General features: G+C 74.1%; 30 protein-coding genes. 20 read left to right on the top strand and 10 right to left on the bottom strand.

Annotated features, from left to right (window positions below):
* The first annotated feature begins 116 nt into the window (after window positions 1–116).
* From ACTMS2_RS03310 to ACTMS2_RS03280, 7 genes are all read left to right on the top strand, one after another.
* On the top strand, window positions 117–1,331 hold the full coding sequence (locus ACTMS2_RS03310) for an LCP family protein (RefSeq protein ID WP_441173981.1): 1,215 nt from the start codon (window positions 117–119) through the stop codon (window positions 1,329–1,331).
* A gap of 257 nt (window positions 1,332–1,588) precedes the next feature.
* Window positions 1,589–2,527 (top strand): LCP family protein, encoded by a 939-nt coding sequence (locus ACTMS2_RS03305; protein WP_441173979.1) that lies wholly within the window; start codon window positions 1,589–1,591, stop codon window positions 2,525–2,527.
* Between the two features lie 53 nt (window positions 2,528–2,580).
* Window positions 2,581–2,916 (top strand): rhodanese-like domain-containing protein, encoded by a 336-nt coding sequence (locus ACTMS2_RS03300; protein ID WP_089002873.1) that lies wholly within the window; start codon window positions 2,581–2,583, stop codon window positions 2,914–2,916.
* Window positions 2,917–2,926: 10 nt separating this feature from the next.
* Complete coding sequence (locus tag ACTMS2_RS03295; RefSeq protein WP_441173977.1) at window positions 2,927–3,718, top strand: glycerophosphodiester phosphodiesterase; 792 nt, start codon at window positions 2,927–2,929, stop codon at window positions 3,716–3,718.
* A 110-nt stretch (window positions 3,719–3,828) separates the two neighbouring features.
* Window positions 3,829–5,286, top strand: coding sequence for a PAS domain-containing sensor histidine kinase (locus ACTMS2_RS03290; protein ID WP_441173976.1), 1,458 nt, complete (start codon window positions 3,829–3,831; stop codon window positions 5,284–5,286).
* A 67-nt stretch (window positions 5,287–5,353) separates the two neighbouring features.
* Window positions 5,354–5,770 carry an ATP-binding protein gene (locus ACTMS2_RS03285; RefSeq protein WP_441173975.1) on the top strand — a complete coding sequence of 139 codons (417 nt, stop codon included), beginning with the start codon at window positions 5,354–5,356 and terminating at the stop codon, window positions 5,768–5,770.
* A 60-nt stretch (window positions 5,771–5,830) separates the two neighbouring features.
* Window positions 5,831–6,715: a DUF5926 family protein gene (locus ACTMS2_RS03280; protein WP_441173974.1), complete on the top strand. Its 885-nt coding sequence runs from the start codon at window positions 5,831–5,833 to the stop codon at window positions 6,713–6,715.
* Window positions 6,716–6,789: 74 nt separating this feature from the next.
* Here ACTMS2_RS03280 and ACTMS2_RS03275 read toward each other — a convergent pair whose 3' ends face one another.
* The gene (locus ACTMS2_RS03275; RefSeq protein WP_101413382.1) at window positions 6,790–8,028 is read right to left on the bottom strand and encodes an arginine deiminase; all 1,239 of its coding nucleotides are present in this window, start codon (window positions 8,026–8,028) and stop codon (window positions 6,790–6,792) included.
* 163 nt (window positions 8,029–8,191) lie between these two features.
* On the opposite strand from ACTMS2_RS03275, the gene ACTMS2_RS03270 reads away from it, so the two are divergent.
* The 5 genes from ACTMS2_RS03270 to pheA all read left to right on the top strand — a co-directional run bounded on the left by ACTMS2_RS03270 (window position 8,192) and on the right by pheA (window position 11,739).
* Window positions 8,192–8,932, top strand: a complete 741-nt coding sequence (locus ACTMS2_RS03270; RefSeq protein ID WP_363622966.1) for a hypothetical protein — start codon at window positions 8,192–8,194, stop codon at window positions 8,930–8,932.
* A gap of 177 nt (window positions 8,933–9,109) precedes the next feature.
* Window positions 9,110–9,568, top strand: coding sequence for a hypothetical protein (locus tag ACTMS2_RS03265; RefSeq protein ID WP_441173973.1), 459 nt, complete (start codon window positions 9,110–9,112; stop codon window positions 9,566–9,568).
* A 75-nt stretch (window positions 9,569–9,643) separates the two neighbouring features.
* A complete protein-coding gene (locus tag ACTMS2_RS03260; protein ID WP_089002865.1) occupies window positions 9,644–10,033 on the top strand; it encodes an ACT domain-containing protein in 390 nt (129 codons plus the stop codon).
* A 65-nt stretch (window positions 10,034–10,098) separates the two neighbouring features.
* Window positions 10,099–10,776, top strand: coding sequence for a hypothetical protein (locus ACTMS2_RS03255; protein WP_441173972.1), 678 nt, complete (start codon window positions 10,099–10,101; stop codon window positions 10,774–10,776).
* 9 nt (window positions 10,777–10,785) lie between these two features.
* Window positions 10,786–11,739, top strand: a complete 954-nt coding sequence (gene pheA / locus ACTMS2_RS03250; RefSeq protein WP_441173971.1) for a prephenate dehydratase — start codon at window positions 10,786–10,788, stop codon at window positions 11,737–11,739.
* Window positions 11,740–11,976: 237 nt separating this feature from the next.
* Here pheA and ACTMS2_RS03245 read toward each other — a convergent pair whose 3' ends face one another.
* The 3 genes from ACTMS2_RS03245 to ACTMS2_RS03235 form a co-directional block, all read right to left on the bottom strand.
* Entirely contained in the window at window positions 11,977–12,699 is a 723-nt protein-coding gene (locus tag ACTMS2_RS03245) for an AIM24 family protein (RefSeq protein ID WP_441173970.1), read from the bottom strand.
* A gap of 91 nt (window positions 12,700–12,790) precedes the next feature.
* Window positions 12,791–13,135, bottom strand: a complete 345-nt coding sequence (locus ACTMS2_RS03240) for a metallopeptidase family protein (protein ID WP_172896728.1) — start codon at window positions 13,133–13,135, stop codon at window positions 12,791–12,793.
* Window positions 13,136–13,245: 110 nt separating this feature from the next.
* The gene (locus ACTMS2_RS03235) at window positions 13,246–13,677 is read right to left on the bottom strand and encodes an OsmC family protein (protein ID WP_441173969.1); all 432 of its coding nucleotides are present in this window, start codon (window positions 13,675–13,677) and stop codon (window positions 13,246–13,248) included.
* 112 nt (window positions 13,678–13,789) lie between these two features.
* On the opposite strand from ACTMS2_RS03235, the gene ACTMS2_RS03230 reads away from it, so the two are divergent.
* The 3 genes from ACTMS2_RS03230 to ACTMS2_RS03220 all read left to right on the top strand — a co-directional run bounded on the left by ACTMS2_RS03230 (window position 13,790) and on the right by ACTMS2_RS03220 (window position 16,440).
* Window positions 13,790–14,536, top strand: a complete 747-nt coding sequence (locus ACTMS2_RS03230) for a hypothetical protein (RefSeq protein WP_441173968.1) — start codon at window positions 13,790–13,792, stop codon at window positions 14,534–14,536.
* Window positions 14,537–14,806: 270 nt separating this feature from the next.
* On the top strand, window positions 14,807–15,628 hold the full coding sequence (locus tag ACTMS2_RS03225) for an HAD family hydrolase (protein WP_441173967.1): 822 nt from the start codon (window positions 14,807–14,809) through the stop codon (window positions 15,626–15,628).
* Window positions 15,628–16,440, top strand: coding sequence for an HAD family hydrolase (locus ACTMS2_RS03220; RefSeq protein WP_441173966.1), 813 nt, complete (start codon window positions 15,628–15,630; stop codon window positions 16,438–16,440). Before ACTMS2_RS03225 ends, ACTMS2_RS03220 begins: the two co-directional genes overlap by 1 nt.
* Window positions 16,441–16,473: 33 nt before the next feature.
* Here the strand turns inward: ACTMS2_RS03220 and ACTMS2_RS03215 are convergent, their stop codons facing one another.
* Window positions 16,474–17,082, bottom strand: coding sequence for a bacterial proteasome activator family protein (locus ACTMS2_RS03215; protein ID WP_441173965.1), 609 nt, complete (start codon window positions 17,080–17,082; stop codon window positions 16,474–16,476).
* A gap of 83 nt (window positions 17,083–17,165) precedes the next feature.
* Here ACTMS2_RS03215 and ACTMS2_RS03210 point away from each other — a divergent pair, with 83 nt between their 5' ends.
* Entirely contained in the window at window positions 17,166–17,963 is a 798-nt protein-coding gene (locus ACTMS2_RS03210; protein ID WP_441173964.1) for an alpha/beta hydrolase family protein, read from the top strand.
* A gap of 80 nt (window positions 17,964–18,043) precedes the next feature.
* Window positions 18,044–19,240, top strand: a complete 1,197-nt coding sequence (locus ACTMS2_RS03205) for an ABC transporter substrate-binding protein (RefSeq protein ID WP_441173963.1) — start codon at window positions 18,044–18,046, stop codon at window positions 19,238–19,240.
* Between the two features lie 51 nt (window positions 19,241–19,291).
* Here ACTMS2_RS03205 and ddaH read toward each other — a convergent pair whose 3' ends face one another.
* A complete protein-coding gene (ddaH, locus tag ACTMS2_RS03200; RefSeq protein WP_441173962.1) occupies window positions 19,292–20,125 on the bottom strand; it encodes a dimethylargininase in 834 nt (277 codons plus the stop codon).
* Between the two features lie 59 nt (window positions 20,126–20,184).
* On the opposite strand from ddaH, the gene ACTMS2_RS03195 reads away from it, so the two are divergent.
* Both ACTMS2_RS03195 and ACTMS2_RS03190 read left to right on the top strand, forming a co-directional pair.
* A complete protein-coding gene (locus ACTMS2_RS03195) occupies window positions 20,185–20,643 on the top strand; it encodes an Lrp/AsnC family transcriptional regulator (protein WP_089002854.1) in 459 nt (152 codons plus the stop codon).
* An 87-nt stretch (window positions 20,644–20,730) separates the two neighbouring features.
* Window positions 20,731–22,614 carry a beta-propeller domain-containing protein gene (locus ACTMS2_RS03190; RefSeq protein ID WP_441173961.1) on the top strand — a complete coding sequence of 628 codons (1,884 nt, stop codon included), beginning with the start codon at window positions 20,731–20,733 and terminating at the stop codon, window positions 22,612–22,614.
* 106 nt (window positions 22,615–22,720) lie between these two features.
* On the opposite strand, the gene ACTMS2_RS03185 is transcribed toward ACTMS2_RS03190, so the two are convergent.
* The 3 genes from ACTMS2_RS03185 to mobA all read right to left on the bottom strand — a co-directional run bounded on the left by ACTMS2_RS03185 (window position 22,721) and on the right by mobA (window position 24,875).
* Window positions 22,721–23,827, bottom strand: a complete 1,107-nt coding sequence (locus ACTMS2_RS03185; protein ID WP_441173960.1) for a T3SS (YopN, CesT) and YbjN peptide-binding chaperone 1 — start codon at window positions 23,825–23,827, stop codon at window positions 22,721–22,723.
* Between the two features lie 80 nt (window positions 23,828–23,907).
* Window positions 23,908–24,174 (bottom strand): DUF6457 domain-containing protein, encoded by a 267-nt coding sequence (locus tag ACTMS2_RS03180; protein WP_089003792.1) that lies wholly within the window; start codon window positions 24,172–24,174, stop codon window positions 23,908–23,910.
* Window positions 24,171–24,875, bottom strand: coding sequence for a molybdenum cofactor guanylyltransferase (gene mobA, locus ACTMS2_RS03175; RefSeq protein ID WP_441173959.1), 705 nt, complete (start codon window positions 24,873–24,875; stop codon window positions 24,171–24,173). The genes ACTMS2_RS03180 and mobA overlap by 4 nt, the downstream gene beginning before the upstream one ends.
* 51 nt (window positions 24,876–24,926) lie before the next feature.
* Between mobA and fdhD the strand changes: the two genes are divergently transcribed.
* The gene (gene fdhD, locus ACTMS2_RS03170) at window positions 24,927–25,796 is read left to right on the top strand and encodes a formate dehydrogenase accessory sulfurtransferase FdhD (RefSeq protein WP_441173958.1); all 870 of its coding nucleotides are present in this window, start codon (window positions 24,927–24,929) and stop codon (window positions 25,794–25,796) included.
* Window positions 25,797–25,829: 33 nt separating this feature from the next.
* Here fdhD and ACTMS2_RS03165 read toward each other — a convergent pair whose 3' ends face one another.
* A complete protein-coding gene (locus tag ACTMS2_RS03165; protein ID WP_441173957.1) occupies window positions 25,830–26,525 on the bottom strand; it encodes a GAP family protein in 696 nt (231 codons plus the stop codon).
* Between the last annotated feature and the right edge of the window lie 43 nt (window positions 26,526–26,568).

Genomic DNA, 26,568 nt, shown 5'->3' with positions numbered 1-26,568 from the left:
TCAGTTCTCCTGGATGACGGCCGTACGAACGGTATTTGACGGTCGGACGACCTCGCCAGGACGGGAAAGCGTCCGTAAAGTGATCCCGCCCCCTGACAACGCGAGCTGGAGCACGCATGCCGGTTCAGACCAGCCGTCGCCCTCCGGCGCTGGAGTCCCCCCGCGGCCCGATCCGGGCCTCCACGAGCATCCCGAAGCAGCCCGTCAAGGGCGGCAAGCCCGGTGGCGGGTCCGCGAGGAAGCGGTCTCGCCGCAAGGACCCGCTCTGGGCCCGACTCACCCTGATCTTCGGCGCCGTGCTGATGGTCGCCAGCGGCGCGGCCATCGTCGGCAGCAAGGCGCTGATCAGCAGCGCCACCGGCAACATCGCCCAGCGCAACCTGCTCGGTGACGCGGGCAAGACCGACGCCGAGGGTGGCGCCAGCCTGGACGGCCCGATCGACATGCTGCTGCTCGGCGTGGACGCCCGGGAGCGGTGGGCCGCCGACGACGTACGGGCGGACAGCATCATCGTGCTGCACATCCCGGCGACGCACGACCAGGCGTACCTGATCTCGATCCCCCGGGACACCGAGGCGCAGATCCCGGCGTTCAAGAAGAGCGGCTACTCGGGCGGCACCGACAAGATCAACGCGGCGTTCCAGGCCGGCGCCCGCAACGGCGGCGGCTGGGAGGGCGGCGCCCAGCTGATGGCGCAGACGATCAAGAAGATGACCGGGATCAGCTTCGACGGCGCGGCGATCATCAACTTCGGCGGATTCAAGAACGTCATCGAGGCCCTCGGCACCGTGCGCATCTGCGTCAAGCAGGAGGTCGAGTCGATCCACATGTCGTACGTGGACGGCAAGCCGATGTGGAACGCCGACGCGAAGAAGACCGGCAAGCCGCGGACGCCCGTGGTGCACAAGAAGGGCTGCCGCGAGATGGAGGGCTGGGCGGCGCTGGACTACTCCCGGCAGCGCAAGAGCCTCAAGAACGGCGACTACGACCGGCAGCAGAACCAGCAGCAACTGATCAAGGCGATGGCGAAGAAGGCCACCCAGGACGGGACGCTGACCAACCCGATCAAGCTGAACAAGCTGATGGACGCGGCCGGCAAGGCGTTCATCCTGGACACCGGCGGCGTGCCGGTCGCCGACTTCGTCTTCACCATGCGCGGGGTGACCGGCAACGACCTGGTGATGCTGAAGACCAACGGCGGCACCTTCCACAGCGACGGCACCCGCGAGACGCTCAGCGCGCAGACGCTGGACATGTTCCGCGCGGCGAAGCAGGACAAGCTGGCCGAGTTCGTCTTCGCCAACCCCGAGGTGGTCTCCAACCGCGAGTAGCGGGGCCCGCCCGCCGGGTGTCCGCCCGGGCCGCGCAATGTCGGTAGAGCGGCCCGGGCCGCGCAATGTCGGCGAAGCGGCCCGGGTCGCCCCGGTCGCCTCGTAGCCTGACGTGAGAAGGGTTCACGTACGGGTCGCGGGGAGGCGTCACGTCCAGATCGGCGGACGACGGCCGGAGCCGGGGGGTCGCTCCCCGGCCCGCCCGGCCGCGCCGCGTCCGCTGGCCCCGGCTGCTGCTCGGCCTGGGCCTGGCCCTGGTGCTGCTGGCCGGGCTCGCCGTGGCGGGCCTGCGCACCCTGACCGACCGCTACGAGCGCAGCGTCGTGCGGGAGCAACTGCTCGACCCCACCGCCCGCCAGGAGCGCACCGACCCCGACGGGCCACTGAACTACCTGCTGGTGGGGACCGACCGGTGGCAGAGCGGCAGCGCGGCGAACCGCCGCTCGGACACCATCCTCATCGTGCACGTCCCGGCCGGCGGGCGCGAGGCGTACCTGGTCTCCGTGCCCCGGGACCTGCTCGTCGCCATCCCCGCCGGCAACGGCTACGGCGGCGGCCAGGACAAGATCAATGCCGCGTACGAGCACGGCGGGGGCGGCCAGCCCGGCACCCGGCTGCTCTCGGCCACCCTGGCCCGGCTGACCGGCATCCGCTTCGACGGCGCGGCCCTGATCGACTTCTCCGGCTTCCGCAAGGTCATCGACCTGCTCGGCGGCGTACGCATGTGCGTCGACACCGAGGTCCGCTCGATCCACACCGACCGCGTCTTCCCGCCCGGCTGCCAGCAGATGGACGGCGGCGAGGCGCTGGACTTCGTCCGGCAGCGCTACGACCTGCCAGGCGGCGACTACGACCGGCAGACCCACCAGCAGCAACTGCTCCGGGCCGTGCTGGAGCGCACGAGCGAGACGTCGCTGCGGACCAACCCGGTCAAGCTGGACCAGGTCATCCGCGCCGTCGGCGGCTCGTTGACCGTGGACACCAACGGCGTACCGCTGGAGGAGCTGGTCCTCGCGCTGCGCGACCTGCCGGCCGACGCGCTGCGTGGCGTGCAGGTCCCCTCCCACCCACAGACCATCGACCAGGTGTCGTACGTGGTCCTCGACAACGGCGGGAACGGCCTCTTCGAGGCGGTACGCGGCACCCGCGTACCGGACTGGGCGCGGGCCAACCCGCGCTGGGTCACCCGACTGTGACGCCGGGGACCGGCCCGCCGCCGGCCGGCCGGGCGAGGATCTAGGCTTGGCCCGTGTTCGGATCCCAGGTTCCCACCGTGACCGTGCCCGAGATCGCCGACGACGCGTACCTGCTCGACGTCCGGGAGGACGACGAGTGGAACGCCGGCCACGCCCCCGGCGCGCACCACCTGCCGATGATGGAGCTGCCGGCCCGCATCGCCGAGGTGCCGACCGACCGCGACGTCGCCGTCATCTGCCGCTCCGGCGGGCGCTCCGCGCAGGTCGTCACCTACCTCATGCGCAACGGTTGGGACCAGGTGCGCAACGTCGAGGGCGGGATGGGCGAGTGGGCCGCCGCCGGGCGACCGGTGGTCGGCGAGGACGGGCAGCCGGGCCGGGTCCTCTAGGACGGGCGGGATGGACGCTCCTCTCGTCTTCGCCCACCGCGGCGCCTCCCACGACCTGCCCGAGCACACCCTCGCGGCCTACCTGCGTGCCCTCGACGAGGGCGCGGACGGGCTGGAGTGCGACGTCCGGCTGACCCGCGACGGGCACCTGGTCTGCGTGCACGACCGTCGGCTCGACCGCACCAGCAACGGCCAGGGGCTGGTCAGCGCGCGTACCCTCGCGGAGTTGGAGGCGCTGGACTTCGGCTCCTGGCACCCCGGCTGCGCGCCCGCCGACGGCGACGAGGTGCTGGACGAGTCGCACACCCGGCTGCTCACCCTCGAACGGCTGCTGGACGCGGTGCTGGCCGCGGGCCGGCCGGTGCGGCTGCTGGTGGAGACCAAGCACCCCTCCCGTCACGGTGGGAACGTCGAGCGCCGGCTCGTCGCGCTGCTGCGCCGCTACGGCCTGGCCGAGCCGAAACCGGACGATCCGGTACGCGTCACCGTGATGTCGTTCTCCCCGCTGGCCGTACGCCGGATCCGGGGGCTGGCCCCCGCGCTGCCCACGGTGCTGCTGCTGGACGTGCTGCCGCGCTGGGTGCGGCCGGGGCGGCTGCCGTTCGGCATCCGGACCGCCGGCCCGGGCGTCGCCCTGGTGCGGGCCCGCCCGCAGCTGGTGCCCGCGCTGCGGGCGGCGGGCAACCAGGTCTACGTGTGGACCGTCAACGAGCCGGCCGACCTGGACCTCGTCCTGGCCGCCGGGGTGGACGGCGTCATCACCGACCGGCCGGCGCACACGCTGGCCCGCCTGGGCCGCTGACCGGCATGGCGCCGGGCGGCGGCCCGGTCGGGCGGGCAGCCCGTACGGGCGGTCGTGCTGAGCGCCGGGCAGGGGTGTCCCGGGACGGGCCGGCGGGGCACACTCGGAGCATGCCGGAGCGCACCGATTTCTCCGCTCTCATCGCCGGCCACACCACGGTGATCGAAATGATCAACTCGGGTGGCACCGGCCTGCCGGTGCTCATCCGCCTGCTCGACGTGGCCCAGGCGGCGCTCGGTGCGGCGGGTACGGCGTTCGTCGAGTTCGCGCCGACCGGTGGCCGGGTGATCGCCGCGACCGGCGCCGCCGAGTGGGCCGTCGGCCGCCCCGTGCCGGCCGACGACCCCGCCACCGTCTGCCTGCTCTCCGGCGCCCGCGTACGCCAGGCCCGCACGGACGAGCTCACCGGCGGGCTCTCCGGCGAGCTCGCCGAGCGGGGCCTGCGGCGGATGGTGGTCTCCCGCGCGGAGGTCGGCGGCCTGACGGTCGGCAGTCTGCACGTGCTCTACCCGGACGGCGCCGACCGGCTGGACGCCGAGCAGCACGCCGTCGTGGGCTACGTCGCCTCCTGCATCGCCCACATGTACGGCGACCAGACCGGGCTGCCCGTGCACGGCGACGGGCCGGTGGTGGCGGCGCTGGCGGACGGCCTGGCCGTGGTCGACCGCGACGGCCACGTCCGGCTCTGGAACCCGGCCGCCGCGCGGGTCACCGGCCGCCCCACGGACCAGGCGCTCAACCGGCCGCTGCCCTTCCCGCTGCCCCCCTCCGGGCGGGTGCTCGACCACCGGCTGCCGGACGGGCGCTGGCTGAAGATCACCTCGGGTGAGCTGCCCGGTCCCGGCACCCTGCGGGTGGTCACCTTCCGCGACATCACCGACCAGCAGCGCCGCGACCACGACCGGGACCTCTTCGTCGCGGTGACCAGCCACGAGCTGCGTACGCCGGTGACCGTCATCAAGGGCTACGCGGACACGCTCACCGACCACTGGGAGTCGTTGACCGAGACCGACCGGCGGCAGGCCGCCCGGGTGATCGGGCAACGCGCCAACGAGCTGGCCCGGCTGGTGGACCGGCTGCTCTCCTCCGCCGCCGAGGCGGGGCCGGGCGACGATCCCCCAGCCCCGTACGACCTCGGGGACGCGCTGCGCACGGCGGCGGCCGACCTGCCGGCGGAGCTGCGGCAGCGGATCGTCCTGCGCCTCCCCACCGACCTGCCGAAGGCGCTCGGTCACCGGCCGAGCCTGGCCACCATGCTCACGGAGCTGTGCACGAACGCCGGCAAGTACTCCGCGCCGGACTCGCCCGTCGAGATCACCGCCGGGGCCGACGGGTCGACGGTCTTCTTCCAGGTCGGCGACCGGGGCGTCGGCATCCGGCCGGAGCACGTGGAGCGGGCCTTCGACCGGTTCTGGCAGGGCGAGTCGGGCGACCGTCGCCGCTATCCCGGGGCCGGACTCGGCCTCTATCTCGTCCGTCGGATCGTTGAACAGCAGAATGGATGGGTATCCCTACGGCCGAGGGCCGGTGGCGGTACGGTCGCAGAGGTGCGGCTGCCCCGCGGGTGACGGCGACGGGCAACGGGGGCGTGAAGGGGCGAAGGTGTCGACGGGAGCTGCCGATCGGGCATGGTGCGTGGTGGTGCCTCACCACCCCGCTGGGGCACGGCTGGCGCGGCGGCGGCTGGCCGAGGAACTGACCGACGTCGTACCCCCGCCGCTCCTGGCCGACCTCGTCGCGGTCCTGGCAGAGCTGGTGGGCAACGCGGTCCGGCACGCCGACCCCCTGCCCGGCGGGGTGGTCCGGGTGGCCTGGCGGCTACGCGCCTCACTGGCCGGGCAGCAGGTGCAGCTCCGGGTGACCGACGGCGGCGCCGCCGCGGGCCCCACCATGCGGATCGCCGACACCGACGCCGTCGACGGCCGGGGGCTGCACATCGTCACGGGGCTGGCCGACCGCTGGGGAGTCGAGCGCGACGGCCTGGGCCAGAGCGTGTGGGCCGAGTTCGACCCGACGGAGATCACCCGGTCGGACCTGGCCGTGGCCGGCTGACCGACCGCGAGGGCGGGTCCTGCCCCCGCCGCCCGGCCGGGGCCTCTAGGCTGTGTCGCCGTGAGCAAGCGTCGAAAGAGCCAGCGGGCCGCCGAAGCCACCCCCAAGCGGGAGAAGGTGCGGGACATCTTCGTGCCCCGACCGTTCGAGGGGCTGACCGACGAGCCGGAGTGGATCGCCCTGCGGGAACTGGTGCCGGCCGCCTCGGCGCCGCTGCGGCTGGCTCCCGCCCTGGTGGAGGAGTTCGGCGAGCGGGAGGTCGTCCTGGCCACCGTGCTGCCGATGGCCGCCCCGGCCATGACCAAGCCCGACGGGCGGGTCCTCATCGGGCTCCAGCGCCACATCCAGTCGGGCGACGTCTCCCGGGACCTGGCCGAGGCGCTGCTCTGCGCGCTGCGGACCGAGCCGGGGCGCCCCGTGGCCGTGCCGCCGCTGCCCGGCCCCGGCCCCCGGTTGCAGGACGTCCTGGTCGACGGCCCGCTGGAGGTCAGCATGCACGACGGGTTCGAGTTCTGGCTCGACCCGGGGGCCGGCGACGACCCGAACGTGCAGGCGTCCCTGGAGCGGGCGAACGCCGCCATATACCCGACCGTCCGGCTCACCGCCGCCCGCGCGGCGTACTGGTGCCAGGTGCCGGAGAAGGCGCACGTGCGCTGGGTGCTGCCCGACGACGAGGACGCCGCGCTGGACGCGCTGGCCCGGCTGAGCGTGGCCGGCACGCTGGTCCTCGGCGGGAACACCCGGTTCGCGGGCATGTTCCGGGCCCACGGCCGGCTGGTGCCCGTCTGGGACCTGCCGGAGGACGTCCCGGCCGCCGACTGGGAGCAGCCGGTCGCCGACTTCGCCAAGCGGTACGCGGAGGCACTCGCCGAGCCGGCCCCGCTGGACGCCGCCGGCCGGCGGGCCCGCCACGGCCTGCTCGGCCGCCAGCTCACCCTGCGCTGAGCCGGGGTGCCCCCGCCCGTCGCGGCGGGGGCACCGGGCCCGGCCCGGCGGCCTCCTGGTCCGCACCGGTGCGGCTACGGGCGGCCGGCAGGGGGCGTTCCCGCCCCGCCCAGCGGCTCGCGGACCAGGGGACAGGACATGCAGCGCGGCCCGCCCCGGCCCGAGCCCAGCTCCGAGCTGGCGATCGGGATGACCTCGATGCCGGCCCGCTCCAGCTGCGCGTTGGTCTCGGTGTTGCGCTCGTAGCCCACGCAGAGCCGGGGCGCGATCGCCAGGGTGTTGTTGCCGTCGTCCCACTGCTCGCGTTCCGCGGTGACCGGGTCCAGGCCGGTGTCGATGACCCGGAGCTGGGGCAGGTCCATCGCGTCGGCGGCGGCCCGCAGGAACGGCGCCGGGCCGTCGACCCGCGGGTCCGCGCCGTCCGCGCCGGCGATGACGGTGTACGCCGACAGCGTGTGGGCGATGTTCGGGTACATCAGCACCGCGTCGACGTCCACCATCGTGCAGACGGTGTCCAGGTGCATGGTCGCCCGCTCCTGGGCGATCGGCACGACGAGGATCGTGTGCGCGAGCCCGGCGGCGAAGACCTGCCGGGCGAGGCGCTCCGCCCCGGCCGGGGTGGTCCGCTCGCCCACGCCGACGGCGAGCACCCCCGGCGCGAGGAGCAGCACGTCGCCGCCCTCCAGGTGCTCCAGGCCGGGCTGGTAGACGAGTTCCGTGCCGGCGAAGCGCGGGTGGTGCCGGTAGATGGCGTCGGTCAGCGTGGTCTCGCGCCGCCGCGCCGGCATCGCCAGGCTGGTCACCCCGACCCGGTCGCCGACCCAGAACGAGGAGTCCCGGGTGAACAGCAGGTTCGGCAGCGGGTCGATGACGAAGTCGTGCCGGTCCATCAGGGAGTAGACGAGACCGCCCGGCCGTTCCCGGCTGACCCGCAGCTCCTCGTGGGCCAGCCCCGCGATGAGCACGTCGGCGAGCGCCACCGGGTCGAGGTACGCGAGGTGCTCGGCGACCCGGGCCCGCAGCGAGTCGCCGAGCCTCGGCGAGCGGAGCACCTGCTCGGTGAGTTCGGCCCGCGCGTCGGCGACGGCGAGCGTCTCGGCGAGGAGGGTGGCGAGGTAGAGCACCTCGACCCCGCGCTCGCGCAGGGCGGCGGCGAAGGCGTCGTGCTCCTCCTGGGCGCGTCCGACCCAAGGGATCGCGTCGAACAGGAGCGAGTCGTTGTTGCGGGGGGTGAGCCGGGCGAGCTCGGGGCCGGGGCGGTGCAGGAGCACCGTACCGAGCCGACCGACTTCGCTGTCCACGTAGTGGGTCACCCTCGCAGCGTAGGGCAGGGTTTGGCGGCATCCGATAAAACAGGGGTGGATGAATATGGCATTCATCCGCACTCACTCCGGCGTTCCAACTTGCCGACACGGGGGACTGGCAACGTAGGGTAGTGAGGACATAACTTCGAGGGACCTTTTGCCGGAGGTCGCGATGACTGTCTTTCCCGCTCGTCGAGCCGTACCGTCCAGTCGGGCACTGCCGCCCGCAGCGGTGCCACATCCCCGCGTGGAGTCGCCGGGGGTGCTCGCACCCGTCCGTCCGTCCCCGTTGGAGTGGGCCCGCCGCCGTCGCGCGGAGCGGGGCGCCCGGCGGCTGGAGGCGGCCGGGGCACGGGCGCTCGGCCGGCTCGACCATCTCGGGCCCGCGTGGCACGTCATCGAGTGGCCCCGCACGGACGCGACCGACCTCCTGCTCGACCACGAACGCGACGAACGCGCAGGCTTCCTCGCCATCGGTCCGAGCGGGCTCTTCGCGGTCACCATCGCCGACCACGGCCGCGCCCGGGTGCTGGTCGCCGGCGACGTGGTCCAGATCAACGGGAAGCGGCCGCCCTACGTGGCCGAGGCCCGCCGCGACGCCAAGCGCGCCAGCAAGGCCCTCTCCGACGCGGTGGGGCTGCCGATCCCGGTGACGCCGGTGCTGACCTTCGTCGGCTCCGGCGTCATCAGCGTCTACGGCCTGCCGAAGGACTGCCTCATGGCCACCCACCGCGAGCTGGACCGCCTGCTCGTCGCCGGTGGGAGCCGGATCAGCCCGGCCACGGCCGAGAAGCTGTCCCGGGTCGCGCAGCACCCGGAGACCTGGCTGAACGGCGCATACCGGCCGGCCGCCGACTACCGGTGGTACGAGGGCGGCCGAACGGCCGCTGACAAGCCGGCCAACCGACGGTAACGTCACCGGCGACGCCACGCACCCGGGCGCCGGTCGGCACCCGTCGGCCGCGCCGTCGCCGGCCGCCTGGTCAGGGCATTCCCTCACCCAACCGGCGGCCCGGCGAGCCCGCGCGGTCGGCGACATCCGCGACGACCGGCTAGCGTGGACGGACCGTCGGTGTACATAGGAGGCGCGGTGGCCCACGTCGAACTCTCGCTCTCTGACGTGTTCGTGCCCACGGCGGGAACATCGACAGAGCAGGAGTTCGACAACCTCGGTCGGTGGTCGTCGACCGTCTTCAGCGCCGCCGAGCCGTGCCTGCTCATCGACGCCGGGACGAGGGTCGTCGCCGTCTCCACCGCCGGTTGCGAACTGCTCTGCCTGGGCGACCCGGAGGACGTGACGGGGCTGCCGCTGCTCGACGGCGGGCTGCGGCTGCTCGACTTCACCGCCAACCGCTGCGAGCTGACCGAGCCCGAGATCGACAAGATCCCGCCGCTGCTCGCCCTCTCCTCCGGGCGCCTGGCCCGGGGGCTGCTGCGGGTGCAGGGCGCGTCGGCCGACGCGCCGGACTCGACCGTCGACGCGATCTCCACCCCGGTGTTCACCAGGGGGACGGTCGCCGGTTCGCTCACGTTCTTCTCCCCGGTCTGACCAGCGGCGGGATGTGGCGTTCGCCGCACGCGGCGAATCTGGGGCGGGCCCGTGCCGAGGCCGTAAGGTGCCCTCATGCTCGATATCGCTCTGCTGCCGGGGAAGTACGCCGTCTGCCGCCTGGCCGCCGGCTCCGCCCTGCCGCCCGAGTTGTCGGGCGGGCTGAGCGACGGCGACGTCGTCACGGTGAGCTGGACGGCCGACGGGATCTCGCTGATCTGCCCCGCCGACCGGGCGCCCGAGCAGGCCGTCGGGGAGACCGCCTGGCGCTGCCTGCGGGTCGCCGAGCCGCTTGACCTGGCGGTCAGCGGTACCCTCGCCGCGCTGGTGGACCCGCTCGCCGCGGCCCGGGTCAGCGTGGTCGCCTTCTCCACCTACGACACCGACTACCTGCTGGTTCCCGCCGTACGGCTCCGCGAGGCGACAGCCGCGCTGGAACGGGCCGGCCATCGGGTCCTCGGCTGATCTTCACCCGGCCGCCGGTTGCTCCTAGGATGGGCTCGGCCTCCCGGCCGCAGTGACGCTCCCCGATGTCCCGAGGATCGGCCGTGCCGCCCACCCCCTCGCGCCACGACACCTCCGCCCGACCGTCCGGCCCCGCCGCCGGGCCCGGAGCGGGTCGGTCGCGCCCGCACCCCGACCGACCGGCCCCGCCGCCGTACGCCCGCCGGATCTCCGCCGTGCCGTACGCCCGACGGCTCGCGGCCGTCGCGCTGCTGGTCGCGGTGCCACTGGCCGGCTGCGGCACCCCGCCGGAGTTGCGCGAGCCCGCGCCGACCACCGCCCCGACCCGCACCGCGGTCCCCGCGACGTCCAGCGCCCCACCGACTCCCCCGTCCCCCACCGGCCTGCCGGGCACCGGGGCGGTCACCCCCACGCCCGATTCCGGCCTGGTGGCGGTCCCGTGCCCCGACGGCCCCTCCGGCGCGCGGATCGTGGACCTGGTGCGGGGCCGGGGCGGCGTGCTGCCGAACGGCGTCCGGGTCCGGGTGCGCACCGGGCCGCTCTGCGCCGGCGAGTGGCACTACACCGTGCTCGACGTGACCGGGCACGAGACGCTCCAGGTGGTCACGCAGGGCCGGCCGGGTGCTCCGCGGCTGGTCACCGCCGGCACCGACGTCTGCACCGCCGAGGTCCGTGCCGCCGGGCCGCCCGGCATCCGGACGCGCGTCTGCGACGCCGGGTCGCTCGGCGTACCTGGTGCGTAGGCTGTCGCCATGCCGGGAACACCGCCGACGCGCTTCGTCTACCTCGGGCCGGAGGGCACCTTCGCCGAGCAGGCGTTGAACAGCATCCCCGCCGCCGAGCGGGGCAGCCGCACGCCGGCGCGCAGCGTGCCGGAGGCGCTGGAGAGTGTACGGGCCGGGGAGGCCGACGCGGCCCTGGTGCCGCTGGAGAACTCGATCGGCGGCGCGGTCGGGGTCACCTTGGACGAACTCGCCGAGGGCGAACCCCTGGTGATCACCCGCGAGGTGATCCTGCCGGTCGAGTTCGTGCTCGCCGCGCGGCCCGGCACGGCCCTTCCGCACGTACGCAGCGTCGCCGCCCACCCGCAGGCGTCCACCCAGTGCCGTGGCTGGCTGCGCGCGCACCTGCCCGACGCCGTCGTGGTCGACGTGCTCTCCAACGGCGCGGCGGCCGCCGGAGCCGCCGCCGGCGAGTACGACGCGGCGATCTGCGCCCCGATCGGGGCCGGCCGGCACCGGCTCGCCGTGCTCGCCGACAAGATCGCCGACCACCCGGACGCGGTGACCCGCTTCGCACTGGTGTCCCGTCCCGGGCCGCCCCCGCCGCCGACCGGCGACGACGTGACGTCCCTGGCGGTCTACATCGCGCACGACCGGGTGGGCGCGTTGCTGTCGGTGCTGATGGAGCTGGCCGTCCGGGGGGTCAACATGAGCCGGATCGAGTCCCGTCCGACCGGCGAGGCCCTCGGCCGCTACGTCTTCTTCCTCGACTGCGCCGGCCACGTGGCGGACGTACGGCTCGGCGAGGCGTTGCAGGGGTTGCGCCGGGTCTGCGCCGACGTGCGTTTCCTGGGCTCGTACCCCCGGCAGCGGTTCCCCGGGGCGGGCGACCGCCCGATCCCGGCCCCGGCGGGCCTCTCGGACACCGACTATGCCGACGCCGCCGCCTGGCTGGCCCGCCTCCGCGCCGGCGACCTGACCTGAGCGCGGCCCCGGCACGACTCCCGCCGCCGACGGCGGTCCGGAAACGACGCGACCCGCACCGCCGACGGCGAGCAAGGCACGGCACGGCACGGCACGGCGCTCGTCGCCGACGGCGGGCCCGAACCGGCACGGCCCGCACCACCGACGGCGGGCCCGCAACGGCACCGCCCCCGGCCGGCGTCGGGTCCGGCGGGGCCGGGCGATCGCGGTGCGGGGGCGGTGGCGGGGTGGCGCGGGTCAGCTCAGCAGGCCGCCGAGCAGACCGCCCTGCTGCTCCTGGGTGCCGCTGCCCATGATCGGCGGCTCCTCGGAGGGCTGGACGACGACGAAGCCCTGACCGGCGAAGCTCATCGTGAACGACTCGCCGGTGCGCCGGCCGAGCAGCGTGCCGAGGCCGAGCTGCTCGGCGCGGTGGTAGCCGGTCTGGAGGTTGGCCGACCAGCAGACCGCGGCCTGCGGGTCCACGTAGGTGGGCGCGTCGACGTTGAGCACCACCGGGGTGCCCTTGGTGGTGATGGCGATCCGCCCGTGCCCGCTGAAGACGCAGTTGAACAGGCCCGACGAGGATGCCATGCCGGCCCCGCCGACCATCCGGATGTCGTACTGGAGGGTGGAGTCGAAGGCCAGCACGCTGGAACCGTTGATCGAGAGCGCGTCGCCGGGCTCCAGGTCGATGACGTGCACGTCCTTGGCGAAGTCGGCGAGGAAGACGTCACCCCGGCCGGAGACCTTCATCAGCGGGACGCCCTCGCCGGTGAGCTTCTGCTTCAGGAACTTGCCGAGCCCGCCGGAGCCGAGCGCCTGGAACTGCACCTGCCCCTGGTAGGCGACCATCGACCCGACCCGGGCCATCGCCTCGCCGTTGAGTTCGATCTTCAGCATCTTGGAGTTCTGCAGCCGCATGCCGGGCTGCGCGGACTCCTTCTCAAGGTTCTCCGCCGAGAACAGCTCGCTGCGCATGGAAGTGCCTCCTGAGTTCGTGGTGCCTGGACCGACGGTAGGCGACCGCGGCAACCGCCGACCACCGGCCGACCGGCCCTGCCACGCCCCGTTAGCCCCAGCCCAGCTCGTGCAGGCGGGCGTCGTCGATGCCGAAGTGGTGGGCGATCTCGTGCACCACCGTCACCGCGACCTCGTCGACGACGTCCTCGTCGTCGTCGCAGATGCGCAGGATCGGGTTGCGGTAGATCAGGATGCGGTCCGGCAGCACGCCGGCGTAGTCCCAGCCCCGTTCGGTGAGGGCGTGCCCCTCGTAGAGGCCGAGCAGGTCCTCGCCGGGGGGCGGGTCGTCCTCCACCAGGATCACGACGTTGCTCATCAGGGCGAGGAGTTCCTCGGGCACCTCGTCGAGCGCGTCGCCGACCAGCTCCTCGAAGCGCTCGCGACTCATCTCCACCGGCACCCCGCCCATTCTGCCCGACGACCCGGCCCGCCCGCGCCGGCCGAGAGGGCGGACCGCCACGGGAAGGTCCTTCCCGTGGCGGTCGACAGCGAGGATGCGGACGGTCAGGAGGCGAGGCGGGCGGTCAGGCTGATCTGGGCGCCCGGGGAGAGCAGGCGGGAGATCGGGCAGTTCTCCTTGGCGGTCTCCGCGAGCTTGGTGAACTGCGCCTCGTCCATGCCGGGCACCTGGCCGACGGTGTCCAGCTCGATGCGGGTCACCGTCATTCCGGCGTCGGTCTTGTCGAGGTGGACCTTGGCGGTGGTCTCCACGGAGGTGGGGGGAGAACCGGCCTCGGCGAGCGCCTTGGAGAACGCCATCGAGAAGCAGCCGGCGTGGGCCGCCCCGATCAACTCCTCGGGGTTGGTGCCCTCGCCCTCCTCGAAACGGGACTTGAAGGAGTAGTTCCCCTGCAACCCGCCCTTGCCGGTGCGGATGGTGCCGGACCCCTCGGTGAGGTTGCCCTGCCACTGTGCGGAAGCGGTACGGATAGGCATGCACCCGACGCTAGCCCACCGGCCACGAGCCGGCGACCGTTCACGCTCCGCGTCGCCGGGTGCGTACTGTGTCATGATTCGGGGCAGGCCCGCGAACGCGGAAGGGTGGCCGATGTCCCAGGATTCCCCCATTCCCCGGCAGGAACACCGGTCCGACGGTGCGGCCGTCCTGGAGTGGGGCACAGCGGAGCCGGCCGGGCCGCGCCGGTTCGGGCGTACGTTCTCCGGCCTGGGCCGGGACCGCCGACTGCCGGTGTTGCTCGCGGGGCTCGCCGCGGTGGCCGCCCTCGCCTCGATGCTCGGCGAGTGGCAGATCATGACGATCCCCAACGGCGGGCCGCAGGGCAACACGCCGCTGCGGGTGCCGGGCGGGGTGTCCGACATCGGCGGCTTCGGGGTGGGCTACCTGGTCGGGCTGTTCGCCCTGGTCTGCGCGGTGGTGCTCGCGCTGCGCGGCACTGGCGCGGTACGCCCGAACGCCCGGCTCGCCGGGCTGGCCCTGGCCGTGGCGCTGCTGGGGCTGCTGGTCGCGACCGCCGCCTCGCTGGACGAGGCCGCGCAGCGGGTCTTCTTCTACTCCACGGACGACGGGTTCCAGGTCGAGTACGGCCGGGGCCTGGTGACGGCGTTCGTGGCCTGTGCCCTGTTCGCGGCGGCGCTGAAGCTGGCCCCGGCCGGCGCCGCCCCGCCCGCCGGGAAGGCCGACGAGGGGCGGGAGGCGGACGACGCCGACGACCCGGAGCCGGTGGGCTGGCGTCGCCGCAGGGCGCGGGACATGGCGGACGACGGCCCGCCCGCGCCGGCCGACCTCACCGTCGGGCCGGCCATCCCCTTCGCCCGCCCCGAGCTCCGGGACTGACCCGGCTCCACTCCGGCCCGCACGGCCGCCCGGCCCGGCGCGCCCGCTCGACCCGACGAGGCCCGGCCCGCCCAGCCCGGCCCGGCCCGACCCGGTGGAAGGTCCCGGACGGGGGACATCGGCGGGCCGTCGTCCGTTGGCACGGCATTCGCCGGAACGCCATGGCCGGTGCCCCTTTCGCGAGGTACGTTTGCTGCCCGCCGTCACTCGGGGTCGAGGCACCGAGGACCGAGACGGCTGGCTGCGACGGCGGCGGGCGAAGGAGGAACGATGACCCGCCCGGGGCTGCCCAAGCTGATCGCCACGGATCTCGACGGCACGCTCGTCCGCAGCGACGAGACCGTCTCCGCGTACACCCACGAGGTGCTCGACCGGGTGCGGGCCGCCGGGATCCCGGTGGTCGGCGCCACCGGTCGCGGGCCCCGGCTGGCCGAACTGACCCGCAACGACATCCGCGCCGCGGACTTCCTGGTGATGGCCGGCGGCGGCCGGGTGGTCGACCAGAGCGACCCGGCCGGGCCGGTGGTGCTGCGCGACGAGCGCCTCTCCGCCGAGGTGCTGGCCACGCTGCTGGCCGACCTGGAGACGACCGTCGGGCCGCTGACGGTGATGGTCGAGGCGTCGGACGAGCACGACGCCCCGCTCTGGGGCGACTACCACGCGAGCTGGCCCTACCAGGACGCGTTCGAGACGCGCAGCCGCGCCGAGTGCCTCTCCTGCGACGTGATCAAGGCTTTCGTCCGGACCGCCGACCACCACGTCGACGAACTGCTCGAGGTCGCCCGGCAGATCGTCCCGCCGGAGGTGGCCACCCTCACCCAGGCCGGGCTGGACTTCGTCGAGATCTGCCCGCCGGGGGTGGACAAGTCCACCGGGCTCACCGTGGTGGCGCAGCGCCTCGGCGTCGACCCGGCCGAGGTGCTGGTCTTCGGGGACATGCCCAACGACCTGCCGATGTTCGAGTGGGCCGGCTGGGCTCGGGTCGCGGTCTCCAACGCCCACCCGACCGTCCGTGCCCTCGCCGACGAGGTCACCCTGCGCAACGACGACGACGGGGTGGCGGTGTACCTCGATCGGCTACTGTCCCGCTGATGGGAGAGGCACCACGGCTGATCGCCACCGACATCGACGGCACCCTGCTCCGGGACGACCGCACGCTCAGCCCGCACACCGCCGAGGTGCTGGCCCGGCTCTCCGCGCGGGGCACGCCGGTCGTGCTGGTCACCGGCCGTCCCATCCGCTGGTTGAAGATGGTGTACGAGCAGCTCGCCGAGCCGCTGCCGGCGATCTGCGCCAACGGCGCGGTGGTCTACGACCCGGTCGCCGACGAGGTGCTGCGGGCCGACCCCCTCGCCCCGCAACTGCTCGCCGAGGTGGCCCGGCGGCTGCGCGCCGAGGTGCCCGAGGTCAGCTTCGCGGTCGAGATCGTCGACAGCCGGCAGATGCGGCACGAGGCGCACTACCCGCTGCGCTGGGACGCCGACCACGACGCGATCCGGGCGGTCGAGACCCCCGAGGAGCTGCTGGCGGCGCCGGCGGTGAAGCTGCTGGCCCGCTCGGCGGAGCAGGATCCCGACGCGTTCGTCGCGTTGGTTGCCGCCGCCCTGGAAGGGCTGGCGGAGGCGACCCACTCGTCGTACTCGGGGCTGGTGGAGATCTCCGCGTCCGGCGTGACGAAGGCGGCCGGCCTGGCGTGGTACTGCGCGCGGCTGGGCATCGACGCCCGGGACGTGCTCGCCTTCGGCGACATGCCCAACGACGTACCCATGCTGACCTGGGCCGGGCGGGGAGTGGCCGTGGCGAACGCGCACCGCGCCGTCCTGGAGATCGCCGACGAGGTCACGGCGGCGAACTCGGCGGACGGCGTGGCGGCGTACCTGGAAAAGGTCTTCGGGGTGGGGTGAGCGGCCGGCCGGGGTCCCCGGCCGGCCGGACGGTCAGAGGTACTGGCCGGTGCTGTGGCCCTCGCCGCCCTGCGGCGGCTGGCCCATCCCCGGCATGCCCGGCAGCATGCCGGCGCCCGGGCCGCTCGGCAGCGCCTGCCGGCCGGAGCGCATCTGCTCCAGCTGCACGCGGGCGGCCATCTGCTGCGCGACCAGGGCCGCCTGGATGCCGTGGAACAGGCCCTCCAGCCAGCCGACGAGCTGGGCGTGTGCGATGCGCAGCTCGCCCTCGCTGGGTGCCTTCTCCTCGGTGAAGGGCAGCGAGATGCGCTCCAGCTCCTCGCGCAGCTCGGGGGCGAGCCCCTCCTTCAGCTCGACGATCGACCGCTCGTGGATCTCCCGCATCCGGTGCCGGCTGGCGTCGTCGAGCGGGGCGGCCTTGACCTCCTCCAGCAGCTGCTTGATCATGCTGCCGATCCGCATCACCTTGGCCGGCTGCTCGACCAGTCGGGTCGGGTCCTCGCCGTGTGCCTCGTCGGTCTGCACGGTGCCGACGGGCCGCCCGTCCGGGCCCACCACCACCACCGTTCCGGAGCGACCGGTGCCATCCTGGCCCGGCTCGTCGTTCTGTCCAGCGGAGTGCGCTTCGGTCATGGCAACCATCTTTACCCAGCCGCGAGCGCCCATGCGTCCGGGGACCGATCCCCGACCTCGGATCCACGCGTGATCCGCGCTACGGTCGCGCCATGCCCGCCGACCCCCGCGACGTGCTCAGCCGGCCCACCGCGGCCCCCGACGTCACCGTCTCCTACGGCGACCACCCGGACCAGGTCGCCGACCTGCGCGTTCCCGCCGGGACGGGCCCGGCCCGACGGCTGGTCGTGGTGGTGCACGGCGGCTTCTGGCGGGCCGAGTACGACCGCCGGCACACCGACCCGCTGGCCGTCGGGCTGGCCGCGCTGGGCCACCCGGTGGCCCAGGTGGAGTACCGGCGGACGGGACAGCCGGGCGGCGGCTGGCCGGCGACGCTGAGCGACGTGCTGACCGGCGTGACGGAGCTGCCCCGGCTCGCGGCCGAGGCGCTGTCCGGCCGCGTCGCCGCCGGGCCGCCGCTGCTGGTGGGTCACTCGGCCGGGGGACACCTGGCGTTGTACGTGGCCACGACCGCCCCGGCCGCCGTCGGCGGCGTGCTGGCGCTGGCCCCGGTGTCGAACCTCGCGGAGGCGTACCGGCTGGATCTGGACGAGGGGGCGGTGGCCGCGCTGCTCGGCGGCGGACCGGCGGAGCACCCCGAGCGGTACGCCAAGGCGGATCCACGATTGTCGGTGCCAACACCAACACGCACAGTAGTCGCGCACGGTGCACTGGATGAGCAGGTGCCCATCGCGATGAGTCGGGAGTTCGTGGCGGCCGGCCGCGCCGCGGGTGGCGATATCGCCCTTCTTGAGCTGCCAGAATGCGAGCATTTCGGGCTCATCGATCCGGAGTCGGCGGCGTGGCCGCAGATCACGGCTGCTTTCCGATCCCTCCAGGAAGATCGTTAGGCATTGACGCAGCGTCGCTGACCGGGTAGAACGCCGAGGGGGCGTGATCCGCCCTGCAACGCTCCCCCGGAAGGAACTCGGTGTCGCAGATGAACCGCAGGCGGGCCCTCCAACTCCTGGCCGCTCTCGGTACGGCCGGACTGGTCGCCGGATGCGGCACCGACGACGCCGACGGCGAGTCGGCCAGCCCCGGAAGCCCCATCAAGATCGGCCTCGTGGCGCCGACCAGCGGCGGCCTCAAGGCGATCGGCGATGAGATCACCAACGGCTTCCAGCTCTTCCTCGACCTCAACGAGAAGCTGCTGGGTGGGCACCCGACCACCCTGCTCACCGCCGACGAGGGCGAGAGCGTCAAGACCGGCAAGGCGGCCGTCGAAGGGCTGCTCAAGCAGGGCGTACTCGCCCTCACCGGCGTGGTCGACGCGAACGTCATGTCCGGCATCCGGGACACCGTCGAGCAGGCCCGGGTGCCCCTGATCGGCTCCAACGCCTCGCCGTCCAGCCTCCAGAGCGTCGTCTACATCTGGCGGACGTCGTACGTGCTGGACGAGGCGGGCCGGGCACTCGGTCGCTACCTGCGCGAACAGCTGCCGGACTCGGCACGGCTGGCGATCATCGCGCCGGACAGCGTCCCCGCCCAGGACGTCATCCGGGGCTTCCGGCAGGAGTTCGGCGAGTCCGACCCCCGGATCAAGGACGCCACGGTCTCCACGGGCGTCCACACCAACCCGTCGAAGTCCGCGTACCGGGCCGACATCCGCACGGCGCTGGGCCGCAACCCGTCGGCGGTGTTCTGCTTCTTCGCCGGGCCGGCGGCCGTCGAGTTCATCAAGCAGCTGCGCATCGAGGGGTTCACCGGCAAGGTGTACGCCCCCGGCTTCCTCACCGAGGGCGCGGTGCTCAGCAGCGTCAAGGCCGAGGACGCGCTGGGCATCCAGACGGCCCTCAACTACTCGTCCGACCTCAACAACACGGCCAACCGCCGGTTCGCCTCCGCGTACCGCAAGAAGCACGGCACCTCGCCCACCACCTACGCGATGGCCTCGTACGACGCCGCGCAGGTGCTCGACCAGGCGATCCGGATCGCGGGCGGTTCACCCAACCCGCAGCAGGTCAACCTGGCCCTCGGCAAGATCGGCCAGATCGACAGCCCGCGCGGGCTGTGGCAGTTCAACCAGCCCCGTACGCCGCAGCAGAAGTGGTACCTGCGCGAGGTGCAGCTCGACGGCCAGGTCCTCTCGAACGTCCTGGTGACCGAACTGGCCACCCTGGGCTGACCCACCCGCCCACCGTGGGGTGGGCGGGTGGGGCGGCACGGCGGAAGTGGGTCAGGAGCGGAGTTCGGCGATGCAGCACTTCACGCTGCCGCCGCCCTTCTTCAGCTCGGCCAGCTCGACCGGGACCGGGTGGTAGCCGGCCGCCTTCAGCTTCCCAGCCAGCCGGGTCGCCTCGCTGTTGAGCACCACGTTGAGCCCGTCGCTGACCAGGTTGAGGCCGAAGGACAGAGCGTCCTCGGCGTCGGCGACCACCGCGTCGGGGAAGAGCTGGGTGAGCACCCGCTGGCTGGCGGCGGAGAAGGCGCCCGGGTAGTAGACGACGTTCTCGTCGTCGATGGAGGCGAGCGCAACGTCCAGGTGGTAGAAGCGCGGATCGACCAGGCGCAGCGACACCACGGGCCGGCCCAGCGCCTCCTGCGCCTCCGCGTGCGCCGGCAGCTCGGTACGGAAGCCGTGCCCGGCGAGGATCAGACCACCGTGCGCCTCCGGCAGGTACGCGAAGTCGCCCTCGCCCTCGTTGGTCTCGATCGGCGCGATGAACCGCCAGCCCCGCGACTCGTAGAAGGCCCGGTGGGCGGCGGCCTCGGCGGCCCGCTGCTCGTGCTTGAACTGCGCGCCGTAGACCGAGCCGTCGACCACGAACGCCCCGTTGGCGGCGTAGACCATGTCGGGCAGGCCCCGCTCGGGCGTCAGCAGGTGCACCTCGTGGCCGAGGCCGACCAGGGTCTCCCGCAGCCGGTCCCACTGCTTGACCGCAAGCTCCGAGTCGACCGGGGTGGACACGTCCATCCACGGGTTGATCGCGTACTCGACCGCGAAGTGCTCGGGCGAGCACATGAGATATGTCCGCTTTCGCGGGACTCGCTGCTGGTTCACGGTGACCAAGGGTAGGTACCCTCGAACTTTGGTAACAGCCACAACCGTTGCTTCCCAAAGGCGGAACGTTGCAGATAGATGCCGTAGACCAGCGGATCATTGCGTTGCTCGTCGCGGACGCCCGCGCCTCGTACGCGGACATCGGCCAGCGGGTGTCGCTCTCCGCCCCGGCGGTCAAGCGGCGGGTCGACCGGCTGCGGTCGGCCGGCGTGATCCGGGGCTTCACCGCCGTCGTCGACCCCGCCGCCGTCGGCTGGACCACGGAGGCGTTCGTCGAGTTGTTCTGCGCCGGGCGGACCACGCCGGCGCAGATCGGGGTGGCCACCCGCCGGCACCCCGAGGTGGTGGGCGCGTACACCGTCTCGGGCGAGGCCGACGCGCTCGTACACCTGCGGGCCGCCGACATCGCGCACCTGGAGGCGGCGTTGGAGCGGCTGCGGGCCGAGCCCTTCGTGACCTCGACCCGGAGCACCATCGTGCTCTCCCGGCTGGTCGAGTCCCCCGGCGTCGGTCCCTCCCCCCGCTGACCCGCGCGGGCCGCCGGAGGGACGGCACCCGGGAGAAGCGGCACGGAAGGCCGGAACCGCCCGGCGGCCGGGCGCGTCGAACCGCCCATGACACGGGGAGCCCCCATCTTCGCGGTCGGCACACTGGCCGCGCTCACCCTGCTCGGCGGCAGCGCGATCCCGGCGGTGCCGCCCGATCCACCGGGCCCCGGGCAGCCGACGGCCGCTCCCGTCCTGGTCTCCTACGACTCCTGCGCCGAGGCGCTGGCCGGGCTCCGCGCCGCCGCCGCAGCCTCCGTCGGCCCGTGGGGCTTCGGTGACGGCTGGCGTACGGGGGCCGCCTTCAGCGAGGCCGCGAAGGGCGCGTCCGGGTCCCGGGCATCGGCCCAGTCCGCCCAGCCCGCGCAGGAGCACTCCACGACCAACGTGCACGAGGCCGGCGCCGACGAGCCGGACCTCGTCAAGACCGACGGGCGGCGGATCGTGACCGTCACCCGGGGCGTGCTGCGGGTGGTGGACCCGGCCGCCCGGCGGGAGACCGGCCGCCTCGACCTCACGCGGACGATGCCGGAGCTGAGCTGGGGGGAGCAGGCCAACCTGCTGCTGCACGGCGACCGGGCGCTGGTGCTGACGCAGGTCGGCCCGGAGATGCAGCCGGGGACCCGTGGCGCGCGGCCCCGCACCGCGCCGCACCTGATCCTGGTCGACCTCGCGGGCGCGCCACGGGTGCTCGGCACCTACCGGATGGACGGCAACCTCGTCGACGCCCGGCAGACCGGGTCCACCGCGCGGGTCGTGGTCCGCACCCGCCCCCGGCTGGTCTTCCCGTACGCCGACCGGGGCACCGACGCGACGCGGACCGCCGCCAACCGCGCGGTGATCGCCGCCGCCGGGGTGGAGGCGTGGCTGCCGGCGTACGAGTGGACGGCCGGGGCGGAGCGGCACGCCGGCCGGGTCGAGTGCGACCGGCTGAGCCGGCCCCCCGCCTGGTCCGGTACGTCGATGCTGACCGTGCTGAGCTTCGACCTCGGCGGCGACCGGCTCGGTGACGGCGATCCGGTCAGCGTCGCCGCCGACGCGACCACCGTCTACGGCACCGGGTCCAGCCTCTACCTCGCCGGGGAGCGGCCGGAGACGACCCGGCCCGGCCCGCCGCGCGGGGGTGTCCGGCGGCCGGTCCCGCAGGTCACCGAGATCCACCGGTTCGACACCGGCACGCCCGGGCGCCCCCGCTACGTGGCCTCCGGCTCGGTGCCCGGCTCACTCGTCAACCAGTACGCGCTCTCGGAGTGGCAGGGGCACCTGCGGGTGGCCACCACCACCGGCGACACGTGGGGCGCCCGCCCCACCTCCGAGTCGGCCGTCCACGTGCTGCGCCCCGACGGGGGCACGCTGGTCCGTACGGGCGCGGTCACCGGCCTCGGTCCCGGGGAGCGGATCTTCTCCGTGCGCTTCCTCGGCGGCTCCGCGTACGTGGTCACGTTCCGGCTCACCGACCCGCTCTACGCGGTCGACCTGACCGACCCGACCGCGCCCCGGGTCACCGGCGAGCTGAAGATCACCGGGTACTCGGCGTACCTGCACCCGCTGCCCGAGGGCCGGCTGCTCGGGGTGGGCCAGGAGGCCGACCGGCGGGGGCGGACGCAGGGGCTCCAGGTGTCACTGTTCGACGTCCGCGACCCGGCCCGTCCGAGCCGACTCGACCAGTGGCACGTGCCGAGGGCGTACTCCGCGCTGGAGCACGACACGCACGCCTTCCTGCACCACCCGGAGACGGGCCTGGTGGCGCTCCCGGTCGGCGACGACGTACGCCTGCTGCGGGTGTCCGGGACCGACATCGGCGAGGTCGGCACGGTCTCCCACACCGGCCCGTCGGGCCCGGTGCTGCGGTCGCTGCTGGTCGGGGACGTGCTCTGGACCGTCTCCGCCGCCGGCCTGCGGGCCACCGACCCGGCCACCGCCCGGAGCCTCGACTGGCTCCCCGTGACCTGATCCTCCCTCCCCGGCGGGTGGGGCCCGGTTTCTCGGGGTTTCCGGGCTCCACCCGCCACCACCGATCCGGGCCCCACCCCGTCGCCCACCGGTGGCGGGGCGTGGATCAGAGGTACATGCCGGTGCGGTGTTCGCCCTGGTCCCGCTTGACGGGCTTGTCGCCCTCGCCGAAGAAGCGCTTCCCGCCGAACTCGCCGTGCAGGCGGTCGTCCAGCTCGTCCGCCAGCCCGGTCATCACCTGGACCGCCAGCATGAGGTGGGTGGCCTGGAAGTTGCGGCCGAAGACGGGGATGGACGCCCACACGGTGTCGTCGGCGCAGTAGAGCCGGCCGATCGGCATCCGGTTGGTCAGCTCGGAGAGCTTCACGTAGAGCCGCTCGGTCGGCTCGACCTCGGTGAGCACCGGGGAGAAGACGTCCACCAGCGGCGGGTTGTCCCGGACCCGGACGAAGACCATCGCCGAACCGGCGCGGATGTTGATGTCGCCGTCGGAGTCGACCTGCAACCGGTCCGGCTCCGACTTGAGCATGGTCGAGACGACGGTGCGGACCTGCTCGGCGAGCGCGGCCGCGTCGTGCTCGGGCGCCTGGGCGGCGGCGGCCGCCGCGAGCGCCTCGTCCAGGTCGGCCTCCACGTTGCGGTCGGGGCCGAACTCGCTGCGCGCGGTGCCCAGCGGCTCCACCGGCAGCGCCTCGCCCTCGGCGTCGTGGATGAGGTAGACGAGGAAGGCGGGGTGCGGGGCGCCGTAGACGTCGCGCAGCGTGCGGGTGAGCAGGGCCGCCAGCCGGGTGGCCTCGGCGGTGCCGCTGTCCAGCCCGAAGTACTCCCCGGAGCCCGCCACCACGCCGGGCGGCGACCAGCCGAGCGCGATCATGTCCGCCACGGCGGCCCGGTCGAGCCGGTAGCCCTCCGGCAGGGTCGCGTTGCCGACCGCGCGGGCGGCCAGCTGGCCCTCCTCGCGCACGTCGATGCTGACCGAGTAGACCGCGTCGCCGGTGCCGGAGGCCGTCGGGTCGAGGGTCAGCTCCACGTGCGTGCCCGTGGGCAGCGCCGCCAACCGCCCGGCCAGCGCCCGGGCGAACTCGTGCCAGGCCTGGGTTACCTTGGCCCGCAGGTCGGCCGTGCTGGGCTCGTCGAGCAGGATCGGCTCGTGGTGCGCCGGCAGGGTGCCGGGCGAGTCGCCGCTCGGCGCCGAGGGGTGGTCTGCCGTCATGATCGCCTCCGTCCGTCGAGGTCACCCTACCCACGGGAAGGGGGAGGCGAATCAGCCCGACCGTGATCGGACAGCGGAGGTCAGGCGGGTGTCCCGCCCGGGCGCTCGGCGTCGAGCCCCACCGGCCACTGGGCGGCCAACGCGCTGAGCCGGGCCGCGGCGCCGGCCGGGTCCGCACCCCGCCCGACCGCGAGCCCGAGAAGGTACGCGCTGACGGGCGCGCCCGGGCGCAGCACCTGGTGCGCCACGTCCTTGGCCAGGTCGAGCACGGCCGGCACCGGCACCTGGGCGGGGTCGAGGTCCAGCTCGGCGCAGGCCGCCGTCACCCAGTCGTCCATGACCGTCATCGCGTCCACTCCTCCGCCCGGCGTACGTCCTCGTCAGTGTCGCAGTCGAACCAGGGCGGCGGGCCACCACCGGCCCACGGCACCTCGCGCACCCGCAGCCCGGCGAGCAGCGCCCTGATCGGTGCCCCGGCCAGCGACGCGGCGGAGCCGCCGGGGTGCCCGCTGGCGCGCCCGGCGGAGCCGCCGGGGTGCCTGGGGGCGACCTCATCGGGCCTGGTGGCGACCTCGGCGGGCCTGGCGGGCCTGAGGGCGCGCTCGGTGGCGAGGCGGTCCAGGGCGGCGCGCAGCGGGGCCACCCGCCACACGCCGCAGAGGGTCTGCCGCCGGCCGTCGGCGTCGACGTAGCAGGCGCCGTCGTGGCCGGCGTCGAGGTGGTCGAGCAACTCCCCGACCGCCGCGCGGGTGAGCAGGGGCAGGTCGGCGGCGAGCAGGGCGACCACCGGCGTACCGGGGTCGAGCAGGGCCAGCCCGGCCGAGGTGGCGGCGACGGGACCGCCGCCCGGCGGATCCTCCCGGGTCAGCCGCACCCCGGCGGGCACCCGTCCGGGCGGGCCGACCAGGATGCGCGGCGCGGCGTCGGAGACCGCCGCGAGCACACGCTCCCGCATGGGCAGGCCGCCGACCGTCCGGGCCGGCTTGTCGACGCCCCCCATCCGCCGCGCGGCCCCGCCCGCCAGCACCACCGCCGCGTACGCGTCCATCCGGCCACGGTAGCCGCGCGGCGGCCCGGGCCGGGGGTGCAGGATGGCGGGATGGGACGGGCGACTGACCGGCGCGGCGTGCTGCGCATCGACCTCGACGCGGCGGCCACCGGCCGCACCTCGGTACGCCGGCAGGACAGCCTGGCCGTGGAGGAACCGCTGGAGATCCGGGTCGGTGCGGCCGGCCCCGGGCGGCGACGGCCGCTCGCGGTGACCATGCGTACGCCCGGCGACGATCTCGACCTGGCGATCGGCTTCCTGCTGACCGAGGGGCTGATCCGCGCCGCCGACGATGTACGCACCGCGCAGCTCTGCGCCGGCGCGGAGACGCCCAACACGTACAACGTGGTGGACGTGGTGCTGGCGCCCGGCGTGCCCGAACCCGCCGTCGATCCGGCCCGGAACTTCTACACCACCAGCTCCTGCGGGGTGTGCGGTAAGGCGAGCATCGACGCCGTGCGTACCCGATCGGTCTTCGCGGTGGGCGACGACCCGCTGACCGTGCCGGCGGCGGTCCTGACCGCGCTGCCGGACCGGCTGCGCGCGGCGCAGCGCGGCTTCGACCGCACGGGCGGCCTGCACGCGGCGGGTCTGTTCACCGCCGACGGCGACCTGGTGGTGCTGCGGGAGGACGTGGGCCGACACAACGCCGTCGACAAGGTGGTCGGCTGGGCGGTCCGCGAGCGGCGGCTGCCGCTGGCCGGGCACGTCCTGCTGGTCTCCGGGCGGGCGAGCTTCGAGCTGACCCAGAAGGCGTGGATGGCGGGGGTGCCGCTGCTCGCGGCGGTCTCCGCGCCGAGCACCCTGGCGGTGGAGCTGGCCGAGGAGGCCGGGCTGACGCTGGTCGGCTTCCTGCGCGGCGACGCGATGAACGTCTACGCCCGCCCCGACCGCGTGACCACCGACGGAACAGCCACCTGATCCCCAGGCCTCACATGCCTCTGAAAATACGCCCTAGTCGAACAGCCCCAACCGGAACGCGGCGTCGCGGGCCAGCAGGAAGCCGGCGATGCCGAGGATCCAGCCGAGCATGCTGCCGGAGGTCCGCATGATCCAGGCGTTGAGCCGGGCCAGCACCGGCTCGATCAGCCTCGGCAGGGTCACCCGGGCCGCCAGCAGCAGCACCGCCGGCAGCACCATGACCAGGCAGTAGCCGGCGAGCAGCCCCACCATCTCGGCCGCGCCGAGACCCGAGGTGGTCAGCAGGCCGACCGCGCCGAGGTACGGCAGCATCGTCGCCACCTCCGCGAGCGCGGCGAGCAGCGCCAACCCCACCAGCCACCGCGCCGAGGAGTCGCCGGCGATGGCCCGGTCCCGCCAGCGCAGCACGCCTCCGCTGCGCGGGCGCCGCTTGCCGTCGTAGCGGAAGCTGAGCAGGAACAGCCCGACCCCGAGGACGAGTTGCGCCCAGAGCACCGGCCGGTTGTCCATCGCCCCGCCGAGGACGTCGGCCAGCCGGCTTCCGCCGAGGGCGAGCAGCAGCCCGACGCCGAAGTAGAAGACGACGATGGTGCCGAGGTAGCCGAGGATCCGGCGCGCGTTGACCGGCCCGGGTGCGAGCAGCAGCCAGACGGGGATGAAGAGCGTGCCGATGCTCGTGCTGTCGACCAGGGCCAGGCCGGCGAGCGTCAGCAGCAGTCCGACGCTCATGCGGTGCTTGCGGTGGGTTGGGGCACGGAACCATTCTGTGCCG

It is taken from the genome of Micromonospora sp. SD12 (assembly GCF_052068495.1).
GTDB classification, from domain to species: Bacteria; Actinomycetota; Actinomycetes; order Mycobacteriales; family Micromonosporaceae; genus Micromonospora; species Micromonospora echinofusca.
The sequence above is the reverse complement of the archived record's forward strand: the minus strand, read 5'-3'. Positions and strand labels throughout refer to the sequence as shown.

What these genes read in the sequence shown, in the direction of transcription:
- ACTMS2_RS03165 (WP_441173957.1), bottom strand. Translation starts at nt 26,525, where the DNA reads ATGAGCGTCGGACTGCTGCTGACGCTCGCCGGCCTGGCCCTGGTCGAC.
- ACTMS2_RS03185 (WP_441173960.1), bottom strand. Translation starts at nt 23,827, where the DNA reads ATGACGGCAGACCACCCCTCGGCGCCGAGCGGCGACTCGCCCGGCACC.
- ACTMS2_RS03235 (WP_441173969.1), bottom strand. Translation starts at nt 13,677, where the DNA reads ATGCCTATCCGTACCGCTTCCGCACAGTGGCAGGGCAACCTCACCGAG.
- mobA (WP_441173959.1), bottom strand. Translation starts at nt 24,875, where the DNA reads ATGGACGCGTACGCGGCGGTGGTGCTGGCGGGCGGGGCCGCGCGGCGG.
- ACTMS2_RS03245 (WP_441173970.1), bottom strand. Translation starts at nt 12,699, where the DNA reads ATGCGCAGCGAGCTGTTCTCGGCGGAGAACCTTGAGAAGGAGTCCGCG.
- fdhD (WP_441173958.1), top strand. Translation starts at nt 24,927, where the DNA reads ATGGGACGGGCGACTGACCGGCGCGGCGTGCTGCGCATCGACCTCGAC.
- ACTMS2_RS03310 (WP_441173981.1), top strand. Translation starts at nt 117, where the DNA reads ATGCCGGTTCAGACCAGCCGTCGCCCTCCGGCGCTGGAGTCCCCCCGC.
- ACTMS2_RS03255 (WP_441173972.1), top strand. Translation starts at nt 10,099, where the DNA reads ATGTCCCGAGGATCGGCCGTGCCGCCCACCCCCTCGCGCCACGACACC.
- ACTMS2_RS03230 (WP_441173968.1), top strand. Translation starts at nt 13,790, where the DNA reads ATGTCCCAGGATTCCCCCATTCCCCGGCAGGAACACCGGTCCGACGGT.
- ACTMS2_RS03190 (WP_441173961.1), top strand. Translation starts at nt 20,731, where the DNA reads ATGACACGGGGAGCCCCCATCTTCGCGGTCGGCACACTGGCCGCGCTC.
- ACTMS2_RS03225 (WP_441173967.1), top strand. Translation starts at nt 14,807, where the DNA reads ATGACCCGCCCGGGGCTGCCCAAGCTGATCGCCACGGATCTCGACGGC.
- ACTMS2_RS03290 (WP_441173976.1), top strand. Translation starts at nt 3,829, where the DNA reads ATGCCGGAGCGCACCGATTTCTCCGCTCTCATCGCCGGCCACACCACG.
- ACTMS2_RS03270 (WP_363622966.1), top strand. Translation starts at nt 8,192, where the DNA reads ATGACTGTCTTTCCCGCTCGTCGAGCCGTACCGTCCAGTCGGGCACTG.
- ACTMS2_RS03180 (WP_089003792.1), bottom strand. Translation starts at nt 24,174, where the DNA reads ATGACGGTCATGGACGACTGGGTGACGGCGGCCTGCGCCGAGCTGGAC.
- pheA (WP_441173971.1), top strand. Translation starts at nt 10,786, where the DNA reads ATGCCGGGAACACCGCCGACGCGCTTCGTCTACCTCGGGCCGGAGGGC.
- ACTMS2_RS03295 (WP_441173977.1), top strand. Translation starts at nt 2,927, where the DNA reads ATGGACGCTCCTCTCGTCTTCGCCCACCGCGGCGCCTCCCACGACCTG.
- ACTMS2_RS03260 (WP_089002865.1), top strand. Translation starts at nt 9,644, where the DNA reads ATGCTCGATATCGCTCTGCTGCCGGGGAAGTACGCCGTCTGCCGCCTG.
- ACTMS2_RS03220 (WP_441173966.1), top strand. Translation starts at nt 15,628, where the DNA reads ATGGGAGAGGCACCACGGCTGATCGCCACCGACATCGACGGCACCCTG.
- ACTMS2_RS03210 (WP_441173964.1), top strand. Translation starts at nt 17,166, where the DNA reads ATGCCCGCCGACCCCCGCGACGTGCTCAGCCGGCCCACCGCGGCCCCC.
- ACTMS2_RS03215 (WP_441173965.1), bottom strand. Translation starts at nt 17,082, where the DNA reads ATGGTTGCCATGACCGAAGCGCACTCCGCTGGACAGAACGACGAGCCG.